This window comes from Pseudomonas sp., assembly GCF_040514055.1.
Classification (GTDB): domain Bacteria; phylum Pseudomonadota; class Gammaproteobacteria; order Pseudomonadales; family Pseudomonadaceae; genus Aquipseudomonas.
In genome coordinates this window covers 1-15,966 of sequence record NZ_JBEVDL010000009.1, presented here as the reverse complement: position 1 = coordinate 15,966, position 15,966 = coordinate 1, and the positions used below count along the sequence as shown (strand labels likewise).

Below are 15,966 nucleotides of genomic sequence, written 5' to 3'. Positions count from 1 at the left end.
CTGCCAACGCTCGAATGGAGCCAGGACATGAGTTCCCTTGAGCGGCCACATGCCGATAACCCTTCCCGGGACGGACAGATCACGGCCTTCAAGGCGGTGCTGGCGTTGATGCAGGACTACTTCGATGGCCTCTATGAAGCCGACGTGGACAAATTGCGCGGCCTGTTTCATCCGGACGCCTACCTGAAAGCCCCCGGGCTGCGGCGCAGCCTGGAAGAGTGGCTGTCGCAGGTCGCCGCACGTCCCGTACCGAAGCAGCAAGGCGATGCCTATGGGTTCAAGGTGCTCGCCCTCGAGGTGCTCGAGGAACAGGCGATGGTCAAGGTGGACTGTCCGTTGCTTGGGCAGCGCTATCTGGACTTTCTCGGCTTGCTTAAGGAGAACGGCCGTTGGCTGATCGTCAACAAGATGTACGCCGTCGCCTGAGGCCGCGCGTTCGCCCGACGCGGCGGCCGCGAGGGTTGGCGACCATGGGTTCGCGGGACGTTGCCCCGCCTCAGGCATTAAGATGGGCGCCTGATTTCGTCCAAGGTTTTTGCCATGCGCATCCTGCACACCTCCGACTGGCACCTCGGCCAGCACTTTATGGGCAAGAGCCGCCAGGCCGAGCATCAGGCGTTTATGGCCTGGCTGATCGAACAGGTGCGGGTCCAGGGCGTGGATGCGCTGATCATCGCCGGCGATGTGTTCGACACCGGTGCGCCACCCAGTTACGCCCGCGAGTTGTACAACGGCTTTGTCGTCGCCCTGCGCGACACCGGCGCCGAATTGGTGGTGCTGGGCGGCAACCACGATTCGGTGGCCATGCTCGGGGAAAGCCGCAGCCTGCTGGCCCAACTGGGCACCCGGGTGATCCCGGGGGTCTGTGCCGAGCTTGAGCAGCAGGTGCTGGTGCTGCACGACCGCCAGGGCCAGCCCGGCGCCATCCTCTGTGCCATTCCCTTTATCCGCCCCCGGGATGTCCTGCTGAGCCAGGCCGGGCAAAGCGCCGAAGAAAAACAGCTGTCGTTGCAGGCGGCGATCCACCTGCACTACCAGCGGCTCTATGCCTTGGCCGAAAGCCGCCGCGACGAGCTGGGTGGTCGCTTGCCGATCATCGCCACCGGTCACCTGACCACCGTTGGCGCCAGCGCCAGCGAGTCGGTGCGCGAAATCTATGTCGGTGCCCTGGAGGCTTTTCCCACCAGCGCCTTTCCGCCAGCGGCCTATATCGCCCTGGGCCATATCCACAAGCCACAGAAGGTCGGCGGGCTGGAACATATCCGCTACAGCGGCTCGCCCATTCCCCTGAGTTTCGACGAGGCCCGGCAGCAGAAGGAAGTGCTGCTGGTGGAGCTGGACGAGGGCGGCCTGCGTGGCGTAACGCCGCTGGCGGTGCCACGCTTCCAGCCGCTGCTGGCGCTTTCGGGGTCATTGGCCGAGCTGCAGCTGGTGATAGGCGATGCGGCGCGCCACGGCACGGCGCAGTGCCCCGCCTGGCTGGAGATCCAGGTCAGCGGCGACGATTACCTCAGTGACCTGCAGCCGCGCATCGCCGCCCTGTGCGACGGCCTGCCGGTGGAGGTGCTGCGCATTCGCCGCGCCCGTGGTACGGCCACGACCCGCCTGCAGGCCGTGGCCCGGGAAACCCTGGACGAACTGAGCCCCGAGCAGGTGTTCGCCCAGCGCCTGGCTGGCGAGACCCTCGCCCCGGCCTTACAGGACCAATTGGAGGGGCTGTACCGCCAGGTGCTCGGCGAGCTGCAGGAGCAGCCGGCATGAAGATCCTCAGCTTGCGCCTGAAAAACCTCAACTCGCTCAAGGGTGAATGGAAGATCGATTTCCGGCGCGAACCCTTCAAGGACAACGGCCTGTTCGCCATCACCGGGCCCACCGGCGCCGGCAAGACCACCCTGCTGGACGCCATCTGCCTGGCCCTCTATCACCGCACCCCGCGCATGGCCAGCCTGTCGGGCAGCAACGAACTCATGACCCGGCACACCGCCGACTGCCTGGCCGAGGTCGAATTCGAGGTCAAGGGCCAGGGCTACCGCGCCTTCTGGAGCCAGCGCCGGGCCCGGGACAAGCCCAGTGGCGACTTGCAGCCGCCCAAGGCCGAGCTGGTGCGGATCGACCCGCTCAGCGGCGCCGGGCAGATCCTTAGCCATAAGCTCGGCGAAAAGCTGAAACTCACCGAAAGCCTCACCGGCCTGGATTTCGAGCGCTTCACCAAATCCATGCTGCTGGCCCAGGGCGGGTTTGCCGCCTTTCTCGAGGCCAATGCCAACCAGCGCGCCGAGTTGCTCGAGGAGCTGACCGGCACCGACATCTACGGGCAGATTTCCCAGCGGGTGTTCGAACGCACCCGCGAGGTGAAGATCGCCCTGGACCAGCTGCGGGCCCAGGCCGCCGGCGTCGAACTGCTCAGTGACGAACAGCGCGAGGCGCTGCAGGCCGAGGCGCGGGAGCGGGTGGCCGAGGAAGCGGCCCTGAGCGCCCGGCTCGGCCAGTTGCAGGCCCAGCGCCAGTGGTGCGAGGACTTGGCCAAGGCCGAACAGCAGCAGGACGCGGCACGGCAGCAGGCCGAGCAGGCCCGCCAGGCCCTGGCCGAGGCCCAGCCGCACCTTGAGCGCCTGGCCGCCAGCGAACCGGCCGCTCGCCTGCAGCCCTGGCATGCCGACTGGCAGGCCATCGAACAGGCGGTGGCGCGCAGCGAGCAGGACCTGGCGCAAACGGCCGGCAAGCAGCAGCAGGCCGCGCTGCGGCTCGGCCAGCAGCATTGGCAGGCCCATCAGCTGAGCCGGCAGATCGCCCAGGCGCAGCAGGCCGAGCTGGACCGGCTCGATGAGCAGCTTCGCCAATTGCAGCGCCACCTGGCCGAACACCCCCAGCACAGCCTGTTGGGCGAGCGGCTCAGCGGTTGGCGCCAGCAGTTCGAAGCGCGTCGGCAGCTCGGCCAGGAACTCGCCAGCCTGCGCGGCCAGCAGCGGCTGGAGCAGCAGGCCGAGCAGGACCTGGCGGTGCAAGTGCGGGCCCAGGACCAACTGCTGGCGGTCGAGCAGGGCCGGTTGACCGCGGCCATGGCTGCCGAAGCCGAGCAGCAGACCCAGTTGGACGCGTTGCTGGGTGGCCAGGCCGAGGCCGACTTGCGCCTGCAGTGGCAGCACCTGAGCGACCAGCAGCATGGGCTGGAGCGGCTGCAGCAGCTGGGCCGCAGCCGGCGACAGTTGGTGGACCAGGAAGCGCAGCTGAACCAGGCCCTGGCCGACAAGGGCGCGCTGCAGCAGGCCAGGACCCTCGAACTGGGCAAGCTGCGAACGGCCTACAAGGACCTCAAGCAGCAGGTTGTCGACAAGGAAAAATTGCTGGAGCAGGAGCAGCGCATCCAGGCGCTGGAGGCCCACCGTGCCCAGCTGCGGCCCGACGAAGCTTGCCCGCTCTGCGGCTCCCACGAACACCCGGCGATCGCCGCCTACCAGGCCCTGGATGGTTCTGCGACCCAGCGGGCCCTGGCGGACAAACGCTGCGCCCTGGAAGACCTGGCCAGTCTGGGCCAGGCCTTCGCTGCCGAGCTGGCGGCCCTGGCCGCCCATCTCGAGGAGTATCAGCGGCAATTGCAGCAGGGCCAGGCCGAGCAGCAACAACTGGACGAAGAATGGCAACGGCTGTGCCTGGCGCTCGGCCTCGAGTTGGCCGACGAGCCGGCCCTGGTCGCCCAGCAGGCGCGCCACGGCGCGGCCCTGGCCAACCTGCACAGCGCACTCGGCGAGCTGGAGCGGCTCAAGGCCGCGCTGGAGGCGTCGAAGGCCACACGCCAGGCCCTCGACGGCGGCTGTCTCGCGGCCGCCCAGCAGCGGGCGCTGTTGCACGAGCGCCAGCAGCACAACCAGAACCAGCTAAGCGCCAGCGCCGCGCGCCTGCAGGACCTGGATCGCCAGTCCAAGGAACTCGAAAACGCCCTGGCCACCGCCCTCGAGGCCCTGGGCCATGTCTTGCCGGCGGACGGCGGCGCTTGGCTGGCTGAACGGGAACGGGAATGGCAGGCCTGGCAGCAGGCCCAGGAACAGCTGCACCAGTTGGAGCGCCAGCAGCTGGCGCAACGCGCTGCGCGGGACAACACGACCCAACAGGCGACCCACTGGCAGCGGGGTTGGACCGCCCTCGCGCTGGACGCGCCGGCCGATCTGGCGCCCTGCGCCGAACCGGCGCCGGCCTTGCAAGAGGTCGAGGCCGAACTGCTCCAGACTCAGGCCCTGGCCCACGGGCTGCTGGGTCGCCAGCAGTCGCTGAGCGAACAGCTGCTGCGCCAGCAGCATGAACAGGTCGAGAAGACCCGGGTCTGGGTCCAGGCCCTGACCCAAAGCCCGTTCGTCGACGAATCAGCCTTTCGGACGGCGCTGTTGACCGACGAGCAGCGCGATGGGCTGCACGGCCTCAAGAGCGGCCTGGACAAGACCCTGACCGAGGCCGAGGCCCTGCAGGCTGCGGCGGAGCAAGGCCTGAGAGCGCTGCGGGCCGAAAATCGCGACGCGCTGGATCGCCAGCAGCTGGACGAACAGCTGCTGACGCTTGGCGAGCAGTTGAAAGGCCTCGGCCAGCGCCAGGGTGAAATACGCGCGCAACTGGAAGGCGACGAGGCTCGGCGCCGTGGCCAGCAAGGCCTGTTCGCCGAAATCGCCGCAAAGGGGCAGGTGCATGACCTCTGGCAGCACCTCAACGGTCTGATCGGCTCGGCCGATGGCGCCAAGTACCGCAAGTTCGCCCAGGGCCTGACCCTGGACCATTTGGTCTATCTGGCCAATCAGCAACTGCAGCGGCTGCATGGCCGTTATCAGCTCGGGCGGCGCGAGGGTGGCGACCTGGAGCTGGAGGTGGTCGACACCTGGCAGGGTGACGTGGCGCGCGATTGCAAGACCCTGTCCGGCGGCGAGAGTTTCCTGGTCAGCCTGGCGCTAGCGCTGGCCTTGTCCGACCTGGTCAGCCACAAGACCAGCATCGACTCGCTGTTCCTCGACGAGGGCTTCGGTACCCTGGATGGCGAAACCCTCGAGGTGGCGCTGGATGCCCTGGACGCCCTGAACGCCAGTGGCAAGATGATCGGCGTGATCAGCCATGTCGAGGCGCTCAAAGAGCGAATCCCGGTGCAGCTCAAGGTGCACAAGGGCGTGGGCATGGGCTATAGCGCACTGGACCGGCGTTTCGCCGTGGGCGATTAACGGCCTGCGGTTTGCCGCAGAGACTGACGCTGGAGCCTCCAAGGCAGGGCTCCTTGCCCATTCAAGGTCGATCAACTCCTGCACGGCTACCGTCAAACCCAGGGCACAGTCGTGCCGCTGCTCGCCTGGCATACTGCCGCTTCTGCTCGCCGTCATTGAGGGTGCCATGCGTTGGAACCGCCGTTTTTTCCCCTGCACCCTGTATATCCAGGTGCACGTCGATCGCTTGACCGGCCTGCACCTGGAATCGGGCAAGCAGCTCAGCGAGTCATCCGTGCTGGCCTTTCGGCAGGTGCAGAACAAGCGGGTCCCCCTGGCAATCGGCAGCGCCGCCCTGGCGCTCGCCGGGCAGCCGGGGGTGACCCTGAGCAATGGCTTCGAGCATCCGCGCACCTTGCTGGCGGATTTCTCCGTGGCAGAAGCCACCCTCAAATTGCTGGTCAAGGCACTGGTGCCGCCATCTTTGTTGCGACCCGCGCCCACGGTGATCGTGCACTTGCTCTCGCGCCTGGAGGGTGGCTTGACCCAGATCGAGGTCCGCGGATTCACCGAGCTGGCCCTGGTGGCGGGCGCCCGTAAGGCCTATATCTGGACGGGTGCGCCGCTGTCCAAGCAGGCATTGACCACCCTCGACTTCAGCGGCGCGTCCGGCCAGTTGTGGCTCCCGTAGCGGCCCGGTGCGCTGGGCTGTGCTCGTCCCAGGCGCAAACGGCACAGCCACTGTGAGCACGCTGCGTTGGGCCGCACAAATGCGCCAGCTGTCGGTCCAAACCCTTAGAGCGCTGACGCGGACGGTCCGCTGAACGGCAGCATCGGGGGCATTCCATGGCGGTAAACGCTGACAGTCGGCTGATCGAGGTCAAGGGGCTCACGCTCAACGTCTCGCTGCGGGGCAAGGGGCCACCCTTGTTACTGATCAATGGCCTGGGCGGCTTGATCCGTTCGTTCGATCCGCTGCGCGCCGGACTCAAGGACTTCACCACCATCACCCTGGATGTACCGGGGGTCGGTCTGTCGCAAAAACCGCCTTCGCCGCTGCGCATGCCGGCCCATGCCGAGGTGCTGGCGGCCCTGCTCGACGAACTGGGGCTGGCACGGGTGGATGTTTTTGGGGTCAGCTGGGGCGGGGCGCTGGCCCAGGAATTCGCCTTGCGCTATCCCGCGCGCGTCGGTCGGCTGATTCTTGCGGCCACCTCGGCGGGTCCGTTTTTGCTGATGAAACCGGGCGATCTGCTGGCCTTTTTCGGCACGGGGATCAAAAGCCCCAGCCGCGCACTGGCCCAGCCCAGTGGCCGCAATTCGGCGCGCTCCTTGCTCAGGGTCGGCGGCGTGCACCGCATGGTCAGCCTGAACACCCGCTCCTACTACCACCAGATGATCGCCGTGCTCGGCTGGACCAGCCTCACCCGACTGTGGCGGTTGCGTGCGCCAACCCTGATCCTGGCGGGCGAAACCGACCCGGTGACGCGCCTGTACAACGCCCGCATCCTGAACAAGGCGATTCGTCGTTCGACCCTGGTGGTGCTGCCCGACGAGGGCCATTTTTTCATCGTCACCAGCGCTGCGGAGACCGCCGCTTCGATTCGCGCCTTTCTGCGTCCCGCCTCGCCAGCCTTGCCCGCGCCCGCGGCGCGACCAAGGGCGCCGAGCCGGGCAAAGGGCAGGGCTAAAGCGAAGGCCTGAGCACCAGTCTGGGGCCCGGACGAACCGGCCCCGACTCATGCGCGACGAGGTTTTTTTCATCTTTTCTTCACCGGCTTTTCACGGCGGCTCGCGCAGCCTGCGCTCGTGCCACCACCTGGCGGACGCGCCGCGTCAGGCCAGCCCTGCGAACGACCCCCGGATAACCACCATGAACAAGCTGCCGCAGATCACCCTGGCGTTCTGGGTGATGAAAATTTGCGCGACCACCCTCGGCGAAACGGCCGGTGACTTGCTGTCGATGACCCTGAACCTGGGCTACGCCCTCAGCACCCTGGTGTTGCTCGCAGCCTTTCTGGTGACGCTGGTGTTTCAGCTGTTCTCCACACGCTACCACCCGGCGCTGTACTGGTCGGTAATCCTCTCCACCAGCACGGCGGGCACCACCCTGTCGGATTTTATGGACCGGACCCTGGGGCTGGGCTACGCCAGTGGCTCGACGGTGCTGATTGGCCTGTTGCTGGCGGTGTTCGCCCTCTGGTACGCCAAGGAGCGTTCGCTGGCGGTCGACTCGGTGCGCAGCACCCGCGCCGAACTGTTCTACTGGACCGCGATCCTGATCTCCAACACCCTCGGCACGGCGCTGGGCGACTACCTGGCAGATGATTCGGGGCTGGGCTTTGCGGGCGGCGCGCTGCTGATCGGCGGGGCGATTGCGCTGGTGGTACTGGCCCGCTCGGTCACCCGGCTGTCGCCGGTGCTGCTGTTCTGGGTCGCCTTCGTCCTGACCCGGCCCTTTGGCGCAACCCTGGGCGACGTACTGACCAAGGGCCATGAACAGGGCGGCCTGGGGTTCGGCACGGTCGGCTCGTCCCTGGTCCTGCTCGGCGTGCTGCTGGTGCTGGTGGTCGTGGCCACGCTGCGCCAGGGGCGAGGCGTGGCGCCGGCCACGCTGCCCACTGCTGGCTAAAATGCCTGCCAGGCAGCGCCACTGATCCTGACTGTCGGTCCTGGCGGCTGTTTACTCGGCGCTGAGTTCGGCATCCCGCCGGCACTGCGCCTGCAGCTCGGCCCAGCCTTGCGGGCCGAGCTTTTCCAGGGTCTGGATATTGGCCTCGAAGATCACCTCGGCCTCGGGGAAGGCGGCCACCGCACGATCGATGCTGGCTTCGCGCAGGATATGCAGGGTCGGGTAGGGCGAGCGGTTGGTGGCGTTGCCGATGTCGTCCGGCTCGGTATCGGCGAACTGGAACTGCGGGTGGAAACTGGCGACCTGCAGCAGGCCGGCGTAGCCCAGTTCCTCCACTGCGGCGTCGGCCACTTCGAGGAAATCGTTGAAATCGAGAAAATCGTTCAGCGCGCCGGGATGCACCAGCAGGGTGGTGTCCACCTGCTCGGCCTGGCCTTCGGCGAGGGCGGTCAGCTCCTGGCACAGGGCTTCGAGCAGCGCTTCGGGTTCACTGGCTTCGCACAGTACGTAGCGGACCTGGCCCTTGACCTGCACGGCTTTGGCAAAGGGGCAGAGGTTCAAGCCGATCACGGCACGGTCGACCCAGGCGCGGGTCTCGGCAAGGGCGTGGGGGTAGAGGGTCATAGGGTCACCTGTTCGGGGCCGGTGGAAAGAGGCGGCGGGTGGGCCGCCGAGGGAAACCTCAGGCCTGCCAGGCTTCGACCTTGCCCTTGGCTTCGAGGAACTCGATCACCTGTTCGGCCTTGCCCAGTTTAAGCACCTTGATCAGGATCATGGCATCCAGGTAGCAATGGACAAAACAGCGCTTGTACAACGCGCTGTAGCCGGGAATGTGTTCGTGGATCATAAATACCGTGCCGCAGGCATGCTTGAGCATCCGCTCCTTGAGCTCGGGCTCCTCGATGCCGCGGTACAGCGCGCCAAAGGCCGGGGCCAGCTTGAACAGCGAGTCTTGGTCCATCTGTTCGCTCTGCTGGCGAATGACCTCGGCTTCCTCAAGGGCCTGCAGGACCTCGCGGGCCCAGCCTTTGATGGTGTTGGGCAGGGGCAGTCGGGTGTTCATGGGCGTGGCCTGGGCAAGTACGGAAAATGGGCGGCGAGTTTACCGCTGAACGCCCGGCCCTGGTACGCCTGGAGGGGCAAAATCGGGCACTGGCCGAAAGATGGCTTCCGGCCAGGCCACGCGATCGGCACCCTGGGTTTTTGCCTGCGGAGCGGCGATGACTTTCCCCTGGTCCAACCGGTTGTTAAGCCTGCACCGCTCGGCGGCCGGGCTGGCCGCCAGCTACCTCGAGGCGCTGCTGCCCGCGGCCCAGGCCTTGGGCCTGCAGGTCGAACCGCTGTTGGCCGACGCCGGGCTGTCACCGGCCCAGCTGCAACGCCAAGGGCAGCGGCTGCCCTTGTTCAAGGCTTTCGATTTGCTGCTGCGGGCCGAACAGCAAAGCGGCGATCCCTTGATCGGGCTGCGCCTGGGCTTGGCCGTGCGACCACGTGCCTTTCAACTGCTGGGCTATGCCGCGCTGAGCAGCGCGACCCTGGGCGACGCCATTGGGCAGTTGCAACGCCTGGAAACGCTGGTCTGGGACATTGGCCGGACCGAGTTGCGCGAGGAGGCGGGGGAGGCCGTGCTCAGCTGGCGGCCCGGGGCGTTGCCCTGGGTACCGCGCCAGGCGGTGGAGATTGCCCTGAGCGGCTGGGTAAGCCTGGGCCGGCGGTTGAGCGAGGGCCACGCCGAACCGCTGCGAATCGAGTTTCAGCATGCTCTGGCGGATGCGCCGCAGCGCTACGCGCAGTTGTTTGGCTGCGCGGTGCGCGGGAGTGCCGGGCGCAATGCGCTGATCTTTCCGCGCGCCTTGCTGCAGCTGCCCTTGCCCACGGCGGATCCGGTCCTGTGCCTGTGGATGCAGCGCCAGGCACAGGCGGAGCTGGCACAGGACGGCCTGACTGCTGGCCCATTGCGCGTGGCGCTGTGCGAGGCGCTGCCGCTGGGGGAGGTGCAGCAGCAGATCGCCGAGCGCCTGGGCCTCAGCGAGCGACAGCTGAAGCGGCGCCTGGCCGACGCCGGATTGTCCTTTGCCGTGCTGCAGGACGAAGTGCGCCAGGACCTGGCGCGGCTCTACCTGCAACACAGCGACCGTTCATTGGGCGAGATCGCCTATCAGCTGGGGTTCGCCGAGCAGAGCTGTTTTTCCAGGGCCTTCCGGCGCTGGCAGGGCTGTGCCCCCGGCGACTACCGCCGACAACAGCGTGCTCTGGCGGGTTGACCGCAGCGACCGGCTGCGCGCTCCTGGTCGGTCAAGTACGGACAGCGTGGGCAGGCGAAACTGGGGCCCTGTTTCCCTGGCCCCGGAGTGCCCCATGCCCCTTTATCTCGAACTGCCCTTGAGCGTTTTCGCCGGCCTGCTGCTCGGCAATTTCACCGAATGGTGGTTTCACCGCAAGGTGCTGCATGGCCTGGGGCGCCGCCGCGGCACTTTCTGGAGCTTTCATTTCCACGAGCACCATCGCAATGCGCGTCAGCATGCGTTTCGCGATCCCTGCTACGGCCAATTCCCGCTGGGTTGGCATGCCCAGGGCAAGGAAGCCTGGGCGCTGATCGTCGCCAGCCTGTCGATCTTGCCCTTGGTCCTCTGGGCCCCCTGGTTATGCCTGACCCTCTGGTACTGCGCCCTCAATTATTACCTGACCCATAAAAAAGCCCACGAGCAGCCGGACTGGGCCCGACGGCACCTGCCCTGGCACTACGACCACCATATGGGCCCCAACCCACACGCCAACTGGTGCGTGACCAAACCCTGGAGCGATTGGTTGCTGGGGACCCGCGAGCCGTTTCTGGGCACGTCGGGCCAATCCCCAGCAGCGCGCTGAGCGTCCCCCGGCAGCGAGGTCGAAGGCCGGCCAACGGACCCTGGCGATGATTCACCCAGGGTCGCGAGGCTCTGGCTGGCGACTTCAGCTATAAGACCAGCGGCGTCAGCGCGCGCGCCGAACCCTGGAACTAAGTTCCCGCGGTCGACTCCTCCCCACTAGGACCGAGCTCAGACGGGGGGACCATGGGAAGCGGCAGCGCGCATTCTGTGCAGTTTTACGAGAACGACAGTTTCCTGATCAGCAGCGTGACCGAGTACATCGGGGCAGCGCTCAGTGGCGGCGACCAGGGCATTGTGATTGCCACCCAGCCGCATTTGCAGCAGCTCGAGCAGAGCCTGCGGGCCCGAGGCTTATTGCCCGAGGCGGACGTCGAACTCAATCGGCGTTTCATCGCCTTGGAGGTCGATCAGTTGCTGCCGCTGTTTATGGACGACGGCATGCCGGACCGGGTGCGCTTCCTTGAGGAAGTCGGCGCGATCATCGTCCAGGCCGCCACCAATCATGCGGGTCATTTGTATATCTACGGTGAAATGGTGGCGATACTCTGCGGGCTCGAATCCTGCTCGTTGCTCGCGTTGGGCAAACATGAGGCCGCCCTGCAGGTGGAAGGTTATTTCAACGAACTGCTGGAGCGGCATCATTTCACCTTGCTCTGCGGTTATCCGCTGAGCGCCTTCCCCAAGGAACAGGACCGTAGCGTGTTCCGCCAGGTCTGTGAGCTGCACAGCGCCGTGCTGCCGGCCGAAAGCTACGATCCACAGGCGGACGTCGGCGCCCTGCGGCGCGATGTCGCCGACCTCCAGCAGCAAGCCTTCGCCCTGGCGGCCGAAGTGCATGACCGCCTGCTGGTCGAACAGGCGTTGCGGGAAGTGAATTTTGACCGACTGACCGGCTTGCCCAACCGCAATGTATTGCAGCAATGCCTGGAGATGGAGATCAAACGGTCGAACCGCAGCCATTTGCCGTTGGCCCTGCTGTTTATCGACCTTGACCATTTCAAGGAGATCAACGACACCCTGGGGCATCAGATCGGTGATCAGTTGCTTCGGCAAGTCGGGCAGCGCCTGTCCAGCTATGTGCGGGGCACCGATACGGTGGCGCGTTTCGGCGGCGACGAATTCATCATAACCCTCGGCGAATTGCAAAATGTGGATACCGCCACTGACCTGGCGCAACGCATCCTCGAGGGTTTGAGCCAGGCCTTTCAACTGAGCGGCGAAGAAGCTTATATCTCCGCCAGCATCGGCATCACCCTCTACCCTCAGGACGCGCTTAACGCCAGCGACCTGTTGCGCAATGCCGACCAGGCCCTGTACCACTCGAAAGGGGCGGGGCGTAACCGCTTCAGCTACTTTACCGCCAGCATGCAGGAGGTGGCGCAGATGCGCATGACCCTGAGCAACGACCTGCGGCGCGCGATCAACGGTAACCAGTTGCAGGTGTTTTACCAGCCGATAGTCGACCTGGCGTCCGAGCAGATATGCAAGGCGGAGGCCCTGCTGCGCTGGTGGCATCCGGAGCAGGGCCTGATCAGCCCGAATCGGTTTATCCCGATCGCGGAACACAATGGCCTGATCGTTTCGATCGGTGATTGGGTGTTTCACGAGGCGCTGCGCCAAGCCAGTGGCTGGCGCGCCTTGCGCGCCGACTTCACGGTTAACGTCAACGTATCGCCCGCGCAGTTTTACCGCTGCAATGGCCCTTACCACGGCGAGTGGCTGCGTCAATGCGAAAACCCTGACTACCTCGTCGGCAATGGTCGTCCGCCGATCGGGCTGGAGATTACCGAAGGCTTGCTGCTCGCCTCCAATGCGTCGGTCATTCAACAATTGCGGGCGTTTCAGGTCGCCGGCATGCAGCTGACGCTGGACGACTTCGGCACCGGCTATTCGTCGCTGTCCTATTTGCGCAAGTTCAAGATCGACTTTATCAAGATCGACCAATCCTTCGTTTGCAACCTGGAACAGGACCCGGACAGCGTCGCGTTATGCGACGCGATAATCGTGATGGCGCACAAGCTGGGCTTGAAGGTAGTGGCCGAAGGGGTTGAAACCCGGCAACAGTGCGACACCCTGCGTCGCGCCGGCTGCGACTTCGGCCAAGGCTTTCTGTTCGGCGCCGCGCTGGCCCGTGACCAGTTCGAGGCCTTGTTAAAAGCACAGTACCCCTCGACGCCACCTGGCCCGCTGACGTAGGCGCGGCCTGTGGCCGCGACTCTGAGCCCCGGCAATGGCGCTATAAAGCCACGAGGCGCATGATCGAGGCCTTACCCAGCCCCGCAGGCGCCTCGACCATGGAACGGACACCCGCTGCACCCTCGGCCCTGGGCCGGTTTTTGCGACTGGCCGGCACCGGCACGCGTATTGCCGGCAACCTGCTCGGCCAGCAACTGCGGCCGGGCGCCACCGATTGGCAACCGGTCGGCGACTTGCTCGGCAGCGTCCTGGGCGAAATGAAAGGCCCGGTGCTCAAGCTGGGTCAGTTGGCCTCGCAGTGGGAAGATGTGTTGCCGGCGCCGGTGGCGCAGGCCCTGGCGCAGTTGCAGAATCGCGTGCCGGCCTTGCCCTTCGAGGCCCTGCTGCCGCACCTGGAAGCCGTGTATGGCGAGGACCTCGGGCATTTTTTCCGGAGCGTCGAGGCGCAGCCCTTCGCGGCCGCCTCGCTGGGCCAGGTGCACCGCGCCGTGGGCCTGGACGGCCAGGCGCTGGTGCTTAAGGTGCAGTACCCGGGCATTGCCGAGATCTGTGCCGCCGACATGCGCCAATTGCGCCGTCTGCTGCCCCTGGGGCGGTTGTTCAGGGCGCCGGCGGCGCAGCTGGAGGGGGTTTACCGCGAACTGGAAGCGGCGATCGCCGACGAACTCGACTATGCAGCGGAAATGCAGCGGTTGTGCCGCTTTACCGCGTTTTTTGCCGACTGGCCCGGGCTGCGCCTGCCCGTGCCCCAGGTCGAACTGTGCCGGCCCGGCGTGCTGGTGCTGACCGACGAGCCGGGCCTGCCCTTCGCCGAGGTGGGCCAGGCCAGCCTTGAGGTGCGTCAACGCCTGGCCGTGACCCTGGTGCGCTGGCTCGGCGCCCAGGCGTTCGAGCTGGGGTTGTTGCATGCCGACCCCCATCCGGGCAATTTCGCCTACACCGAGGCCGGCGAGCTGGTGGTCTATGACTTCGGCTCGGTGCAGGCCTTGGGAGCCCCCCTGCGTGAGGCCTATGTGCAGCTGTTTCGCGCCCTGCAGGCACAGGATTCGGCCCAGCTGGAAAATGCTTTCCAGGCCCTGGGCACACGGCAGCCCTCGTCCACGGTACCCAATGGCCTGTATCGCCGGCTGCACGGCCTGCTCGGGCCGCTGCTGCAACCGGGCGAGAATTGGGATTTCGCCGAAACGCCGATTCACCAGCAATTGATGGCCCTGATGCCCAATGTGCTGGGCGCCCTGGGCAGCCTGCAACCCTCGCCCAGTACGTTGCTGGTCAATCGCACCCTGGAAGGGCACTACTGGAACCTCTGCCGCCTGGCCGTCGCGGTGCCGGTGGCGGATTTACTGGAACCCTGGATGGTGCCGGAGCCTGTTGCCTGAGCCACAGCGGCGGGGTGTCGCCGGACAGCGTGCCGAGGCCCTTGATCGTCATACCCCCTAGGTAGGTATCCCGGCGCGCGGGCTTTCGGTTGCTCGCCGAGGCCACGCTACTTCCGCAGGAAGGTGTCGGTTGCCCTTGATCGTCATACCCGCGTAGGCGGGTATCCAGGCGCGCGGACTTCCGGCTGCTCGCCTTTGCCCTCGGCGGGCCGTTGCCGGACGGCGCGCGGAGGCCGCCCTACAGGTTCGTGGGCAGCGGGTTTATTCGCCGAGCGGCGAGGGCAGGGGGGCGGCGGCCGGGTCGGGAAAGTAGCTGCCGTTCTGGAAGTTCTCGAAGTAGCGCTGGTATCGCCCATCGGCCCGGTACTGTGCCAGTCGCTGGTTGAAACGCTGCATCAGCGCCTGGCTGCCTGGCAGACGCTTGGGCAGCATCAGGTAGCTGGCGTTGTTGAGCAAGGGCTTGGGATGGTGAGTGATCTTGGCCAGGTCTTGCGCCGGGAAGTGCTTCATCAGCGCGTAGTAGCCGACATTGACCTCCTGCGGGTAGAGCACCACCCGCTCCTTGAGCAGCTTCTCGAAGTTCTGCTGATCGCTGGAGACCCGTTCCATGCTGAAGGTGCCGGCCGCGAGTGCGGCATCGAAGGCCGGACCGTAGCTGTACTCGAGGCCGCCGCCCAGGGTCATGCCCTTGAGGTCGTCGAGCTGCTGCCAGTCGAAGGGAAAACTTTTAAGGTGGAAGAATACGAACTGTTCCTCCAGTACCGGGGCGCTAAAGAGAAAATCCGCTTCACGCTCGGTCTTGTGCATCCAGATCGCGCTGGCGGCCACTCGACCGCTGGCCGCCTCGGCATAGGCCCGTGGCCAGGGCAGGCGCTTGTAGCTGACCCGGTAACCCTCGTCGGCGAATATATCGCTGATCAGGTGCGCCACCACACCATCGTGTTTCAGGTCCGCCGACAGGTAGGGAGGCCAGTCGCCGATACTGATCGACAGCGGTTGCAAGACCTCGGCCCGCGCCACGCCACTGAGCAGGATCGAGCAGAGCCACAGGTTCGCGCACTTCATCCGCTCTCCCCACCATCATCACGGTACTGCAGGGCAGTATTGCGCATTCCGCTGGCTGCCGCAGCCCAGGCTGCGCCGTTACCGCGACTTAGGCATCAAGTCGCAGGTAGCGCGCGTCTGGCGCAGCACCGCTACAGCCCTGTCGTAGGCTCCGCGCGTTGTGCGCCCGGGGCGCCCCAGCGCGCGCGTGCCCAGGCGCCCTGCTGGGTGCTGTCGAGAAAGGTCCAGGCGACAAAACGGCTTTGTTTCTGGCCCTGGGCCATGTCGACGGTGCGCACGGCCTGGGCACCGGCCTTGCTCACCGCTGCCAGCAAACCGGGCAGGTTGCTGGCCTTGGAGACCAGGGTACTGAACCACAGCACCTGGTGAGCCACCAGCCGGCTTTCCTCGACCAGTTGCCGGACAAAGGCCGCTTCGCCGCCCTCGCACCAGAGCTCGGCGGCCTGGCCACCGAAATTCAGCACCGGCAGCTTGCGACTAGGGTCCTGCTTGCCGAGGTTGCGCCATTTGCGGCTGCTGCCGCGGGTGGCCTCGGCCAGCGAGGCATGGAAGGGCGGATTGCACAGGGTCAGGTCGAAGCGCTCTTCGCTTGCCAGCAGGCCCTGCAGTATCTGTTTTTTCTGCGGTTGCAGGCGCAGCTCGATGGCCCC

The 15,966-nt window shown here is 66.2% G+C and carries 14 protein-coding genes; 10 read left to right on the top strand and 4 right to left on the bottom strand.

Annotated features, from left to right (window positions below):
• Positions 1 to 27: 27 nt before the first annotated feature.
• From ABWY06_RS02220 to ABWY06_RS02195, 6 genes are all read left to right on the top strand, one after another.
• The gene (locus ABWY06_RS02220) at positions 28 to 426 is read left to right on the top strand and encodes a nuclear transport factor 2 family protein (RefSeq protein WP_353923930.1); all 399 of its coding nucleotides are present in this window, start codon (positions 28 to 30) and stop codon (positions 424 to 426) included.
• Positions 427 to 540: 114 nt separating this feature from the next.
• The gene (gene sbcD / locus ABWY06_RS02215; RefSeq protein WP_353923929.1) at positions 541 to 1,761 is read left to right on the top strand and encodes an exonuclease subunit SbcD; all 1,221 of its coding nucleotides are present in this window, start codon (positions 541 to 543) and stop codon (positions 1,759 to 1,761) included.
• Positions 1,758 to 5,195, top strand: coding sequence for an SbcC/MukB-like Walker B domain-containing protein (locus tag ABWY06_RS02210; RefSeq protein WP_353923928.1), 3,438 nt, complete (start codon positions 1,758 to 1,760; stop codon positions 5,193 to 5,195). Before sbcD ends, ABWY06_RS02210 begins: the two co-directional genes overlap by 4 nt.
• 166 nt (positions 5,196 to 5,361) lie before the next feature.
• Positions 5,362 to 5,865: a hypothetical protein gene (locus ABWY06_RS02205; protein ID WP_353923927.1), complete on the top strand. Its 504-nt coding sequence runs from the start codon at positions 5,362 to 5,364 to the stop codon at positions 5,863 to 5,865.
• Between the two features lie 155 nt (positions 5,866 to 6,020).
• Positions 6,021 to 6,878 (top strand): alpha/beta fold hydrolase, encoded by an 858-nt coding sequence (locus ABWY06_RS02200; protein ID WP_353923926.1) that lies wholly within the window; start codon positions 6,021 to 6,023, stop codon positions 6,876 to 6,878.
• Positions 6,879 to 7,047: 169 nt separating this feature from the next.
• Positions 7,048 to 7,806, top strand: a complete 759-nt coding sequence (locus tag ABWY06_RS02195; RefSeq protein ID WP_353923925.1) for a COG4705 family protein — start codon at positions 7,048 to 7,050, stop codon at positions 7,804 to 7,806.
• 51 nt (positions 7,807 to 7,857) lie between these two features.
• On the opposite strand, the gene ABWY06_RS02190 is transcribed toward ABWY06_RS02195, so the two are convergent.
• Entirely contained in the window at positions 7,858 to 8,430 is a 573-nt protein-coding gene (locus ABWY06_RS02190) for a DUF1415 domain-containing protein (RefSeq protein ID WP_353923924.1), read from the bottom strand.
• A gap of 58 nt (positions 8,431 to 8,488) precedes the next feature.
• Entirely contained in the window at positions 8,489 to 8,869 is a 381-nt protein-coding gene (locus ABWY06_RS02185; protein ID WP_353923923.1) for a hypothetical protein, read from the bottom strand.
• Positions 8,870 to 9,026: 157 nt separating this feature from the next.
• Here ABWY06_RS02185 and ABWY06_RS02180 point away from each other — a divergent pair, with 157 nt between their 5' ends.
• From ABWY06_RS02180 to ABWY06_RS02165, 4 genes are all read left to right on the top strand, one after another.
• On the top strand, positions 9,027 to 10,070 hold the full coding sequence (locus tag ABWY06_RS02180) for an AraC family transcriptional regulator (RefSeq protein ID WP_353923922.1): 1,044 nt from the start codon (positions 9,027 to 9,029) through the stop codon (positions 10,068 to 10,070).
• Positions 10,071 to 10,164: 94 nt separating this feature from the next.
• A complete protein-coding gene (locus tag ABWY06_RS02175; protein ID WP_353923921.1) occupies positions 10,165 to 10,674 on the top strand; it encodes a hypothetical protein in 510 nt (169 codons plus the stop codon).
• Positions 10,675 to 10,859: 185 nt separating this feature from the next.
• Positions 10,860 to 12,872: a putative bifunctional diguanylate cyclase/phosphodiesterase gene (locus tag ABWY06_RS02170; RefSeq protein ID WP_353923920.1), complete on the top strand. Its 2,013-nt coding sequence runs from the start codon at positions 10,860 to 10,862 to the stop codon at positions 12,870 to 12,872.
• A 98-nt stretch (positions 12,873 to 12,970) separates the two neighbouring features.
• Positions 12,971 to 14,251 carry an ABC1 kinase family protein gene (locus ABWY06_RS02165; RefSeq protein WP_353923919.1) on the top strand — a complete coding sequence of 427 codons (1,281 nt, stop codon included), beginning with the start codon at positions 12,971 to 12,973 and terminating at the stop codon, positions 14,249 to 14,251.
• Between the two features lie 261 nt (positions 14,252 to 14,512).
• Here the strand turns inward: ABWY06_RS02165 and ABWY06_RS02160 are convergent, their stop codons facing one another.
• Both ABWY06_RS02160 and ABWY06_RS02155 read right to left on the bottom strand, forming a co-directional pair.
• Positions 14,513 to 15,316 (bottom strand): substrate-binding periplasmic protein, encoded by an 804-nt coding sequence (locus ABWY06_RS02160; protein WP_353923918.1) that lies wholly within the window; start codon positions 15,314 to 15,316, stop codon positions 14,513 to 14,515.
• Between the two features lie 131 nt (positions 15,317 to 15,447).
• The coding region (locus ABWY06_RS02155; RefSeq protein WP_353923917.1) for an RlmF-related methyltransferase at positions 15,448 to 15,966 on the bottom strand (519 nt) is incomplete at its 5' end.

Bases quoted from the DNA above. Each gene is read 5' to 3' on its own strand.
- ABWY06_RS02220 (WP_353923930.1), top strand. From the start codon at position 28: ATGAGTTCCCTTGAGCGGCCACATGCCGATAACCCTTCCCGGGACGGA.
- sbcD (WP_353923929.1), top strand. From the start codon at position 541: ATGCGCATCCTGCACACCTCCGACTGGCACCTCGGCCAGCACTTTATG.
- ABWY06_RS02210 (WP_353923928.1), top strand. From the start codon at position 1,758: ATGAAGATCCTCAGCTTGCGCCTGAAAAACCTCAACTCGCTCAAGGGT.
- ABWY06_RS02205 (WP_353923927.1), top strand. From the start codon at position 5,362: ATGCGTTGGAACCGCCGTTTTTTCCCCTGCACCCTGTATATCCAGGTG.
- ABWY06_RS02200 (WP_353923926.1), top strand. From the start codon at position 6,021: ATGGCGGTAAACGCTGACAGTCGGCTGATCGAGGTCAAGGGGCTCACG.
- ABWY06_RS02195 (WP_353923925.1), top strand. From the start codon at position 7,048: ATGAACAAGCTGCCGCAGATCACCCTGGCGTTCTGGGTGATGAAAATT.
- ABWY06_RS02190 (WP_353923924.1), bottom strand. From the start codon at position 8,430: ATGACCCTCTACCCCCACGCCCTTGCCGAGACCCGCGCCTGGGTCGAC.
- ABWY06_RS02185 (WP_353923923.1), bottom strand. From the start codon at position 8,869: ATGAACACCCGACTGCCCCTGCCCAACACCATCAAAGGCTGGGCCCGC.
- ABWY06_RS02180 (WP_353923922.1), top strand. From the start codon at position 9,027: ATGACTTTCCCCTGGTCCAACCGGTTGTTAAGCCTGCACCGCTCGGCG.
- ABWY06_RS02175 (WP_353923921.1), top strand. From the start codon at position 10,165: ATGCCCCTTTATCTCGAACTGCCCTTGAGCGTTTTCGCCGGCCTGCTG.
- ABWY06_RS02170 (WP_353923920.1), top strand. From the start codon at position 10,860: ATGGGAAGCGGCAGCGCGCATTCTGTGCAGTTTTACGAGAACGACAGT.
- ABWY06_RS02165 (WP_353923919.1), top strand. From the start codon at position 12,971: ATGGAACGGACACCCGCTGCACCCTCGGCCCTGGGCCGGTTTTTGCGA.
- ABWY06_RS02160 (WP_353923918.1), bottom strand. From the start codon at position 15,316: ATGAAGTGCGCGAACCTGTGGCTCTGCTCGATCCTGCTCAGTGGCGTG.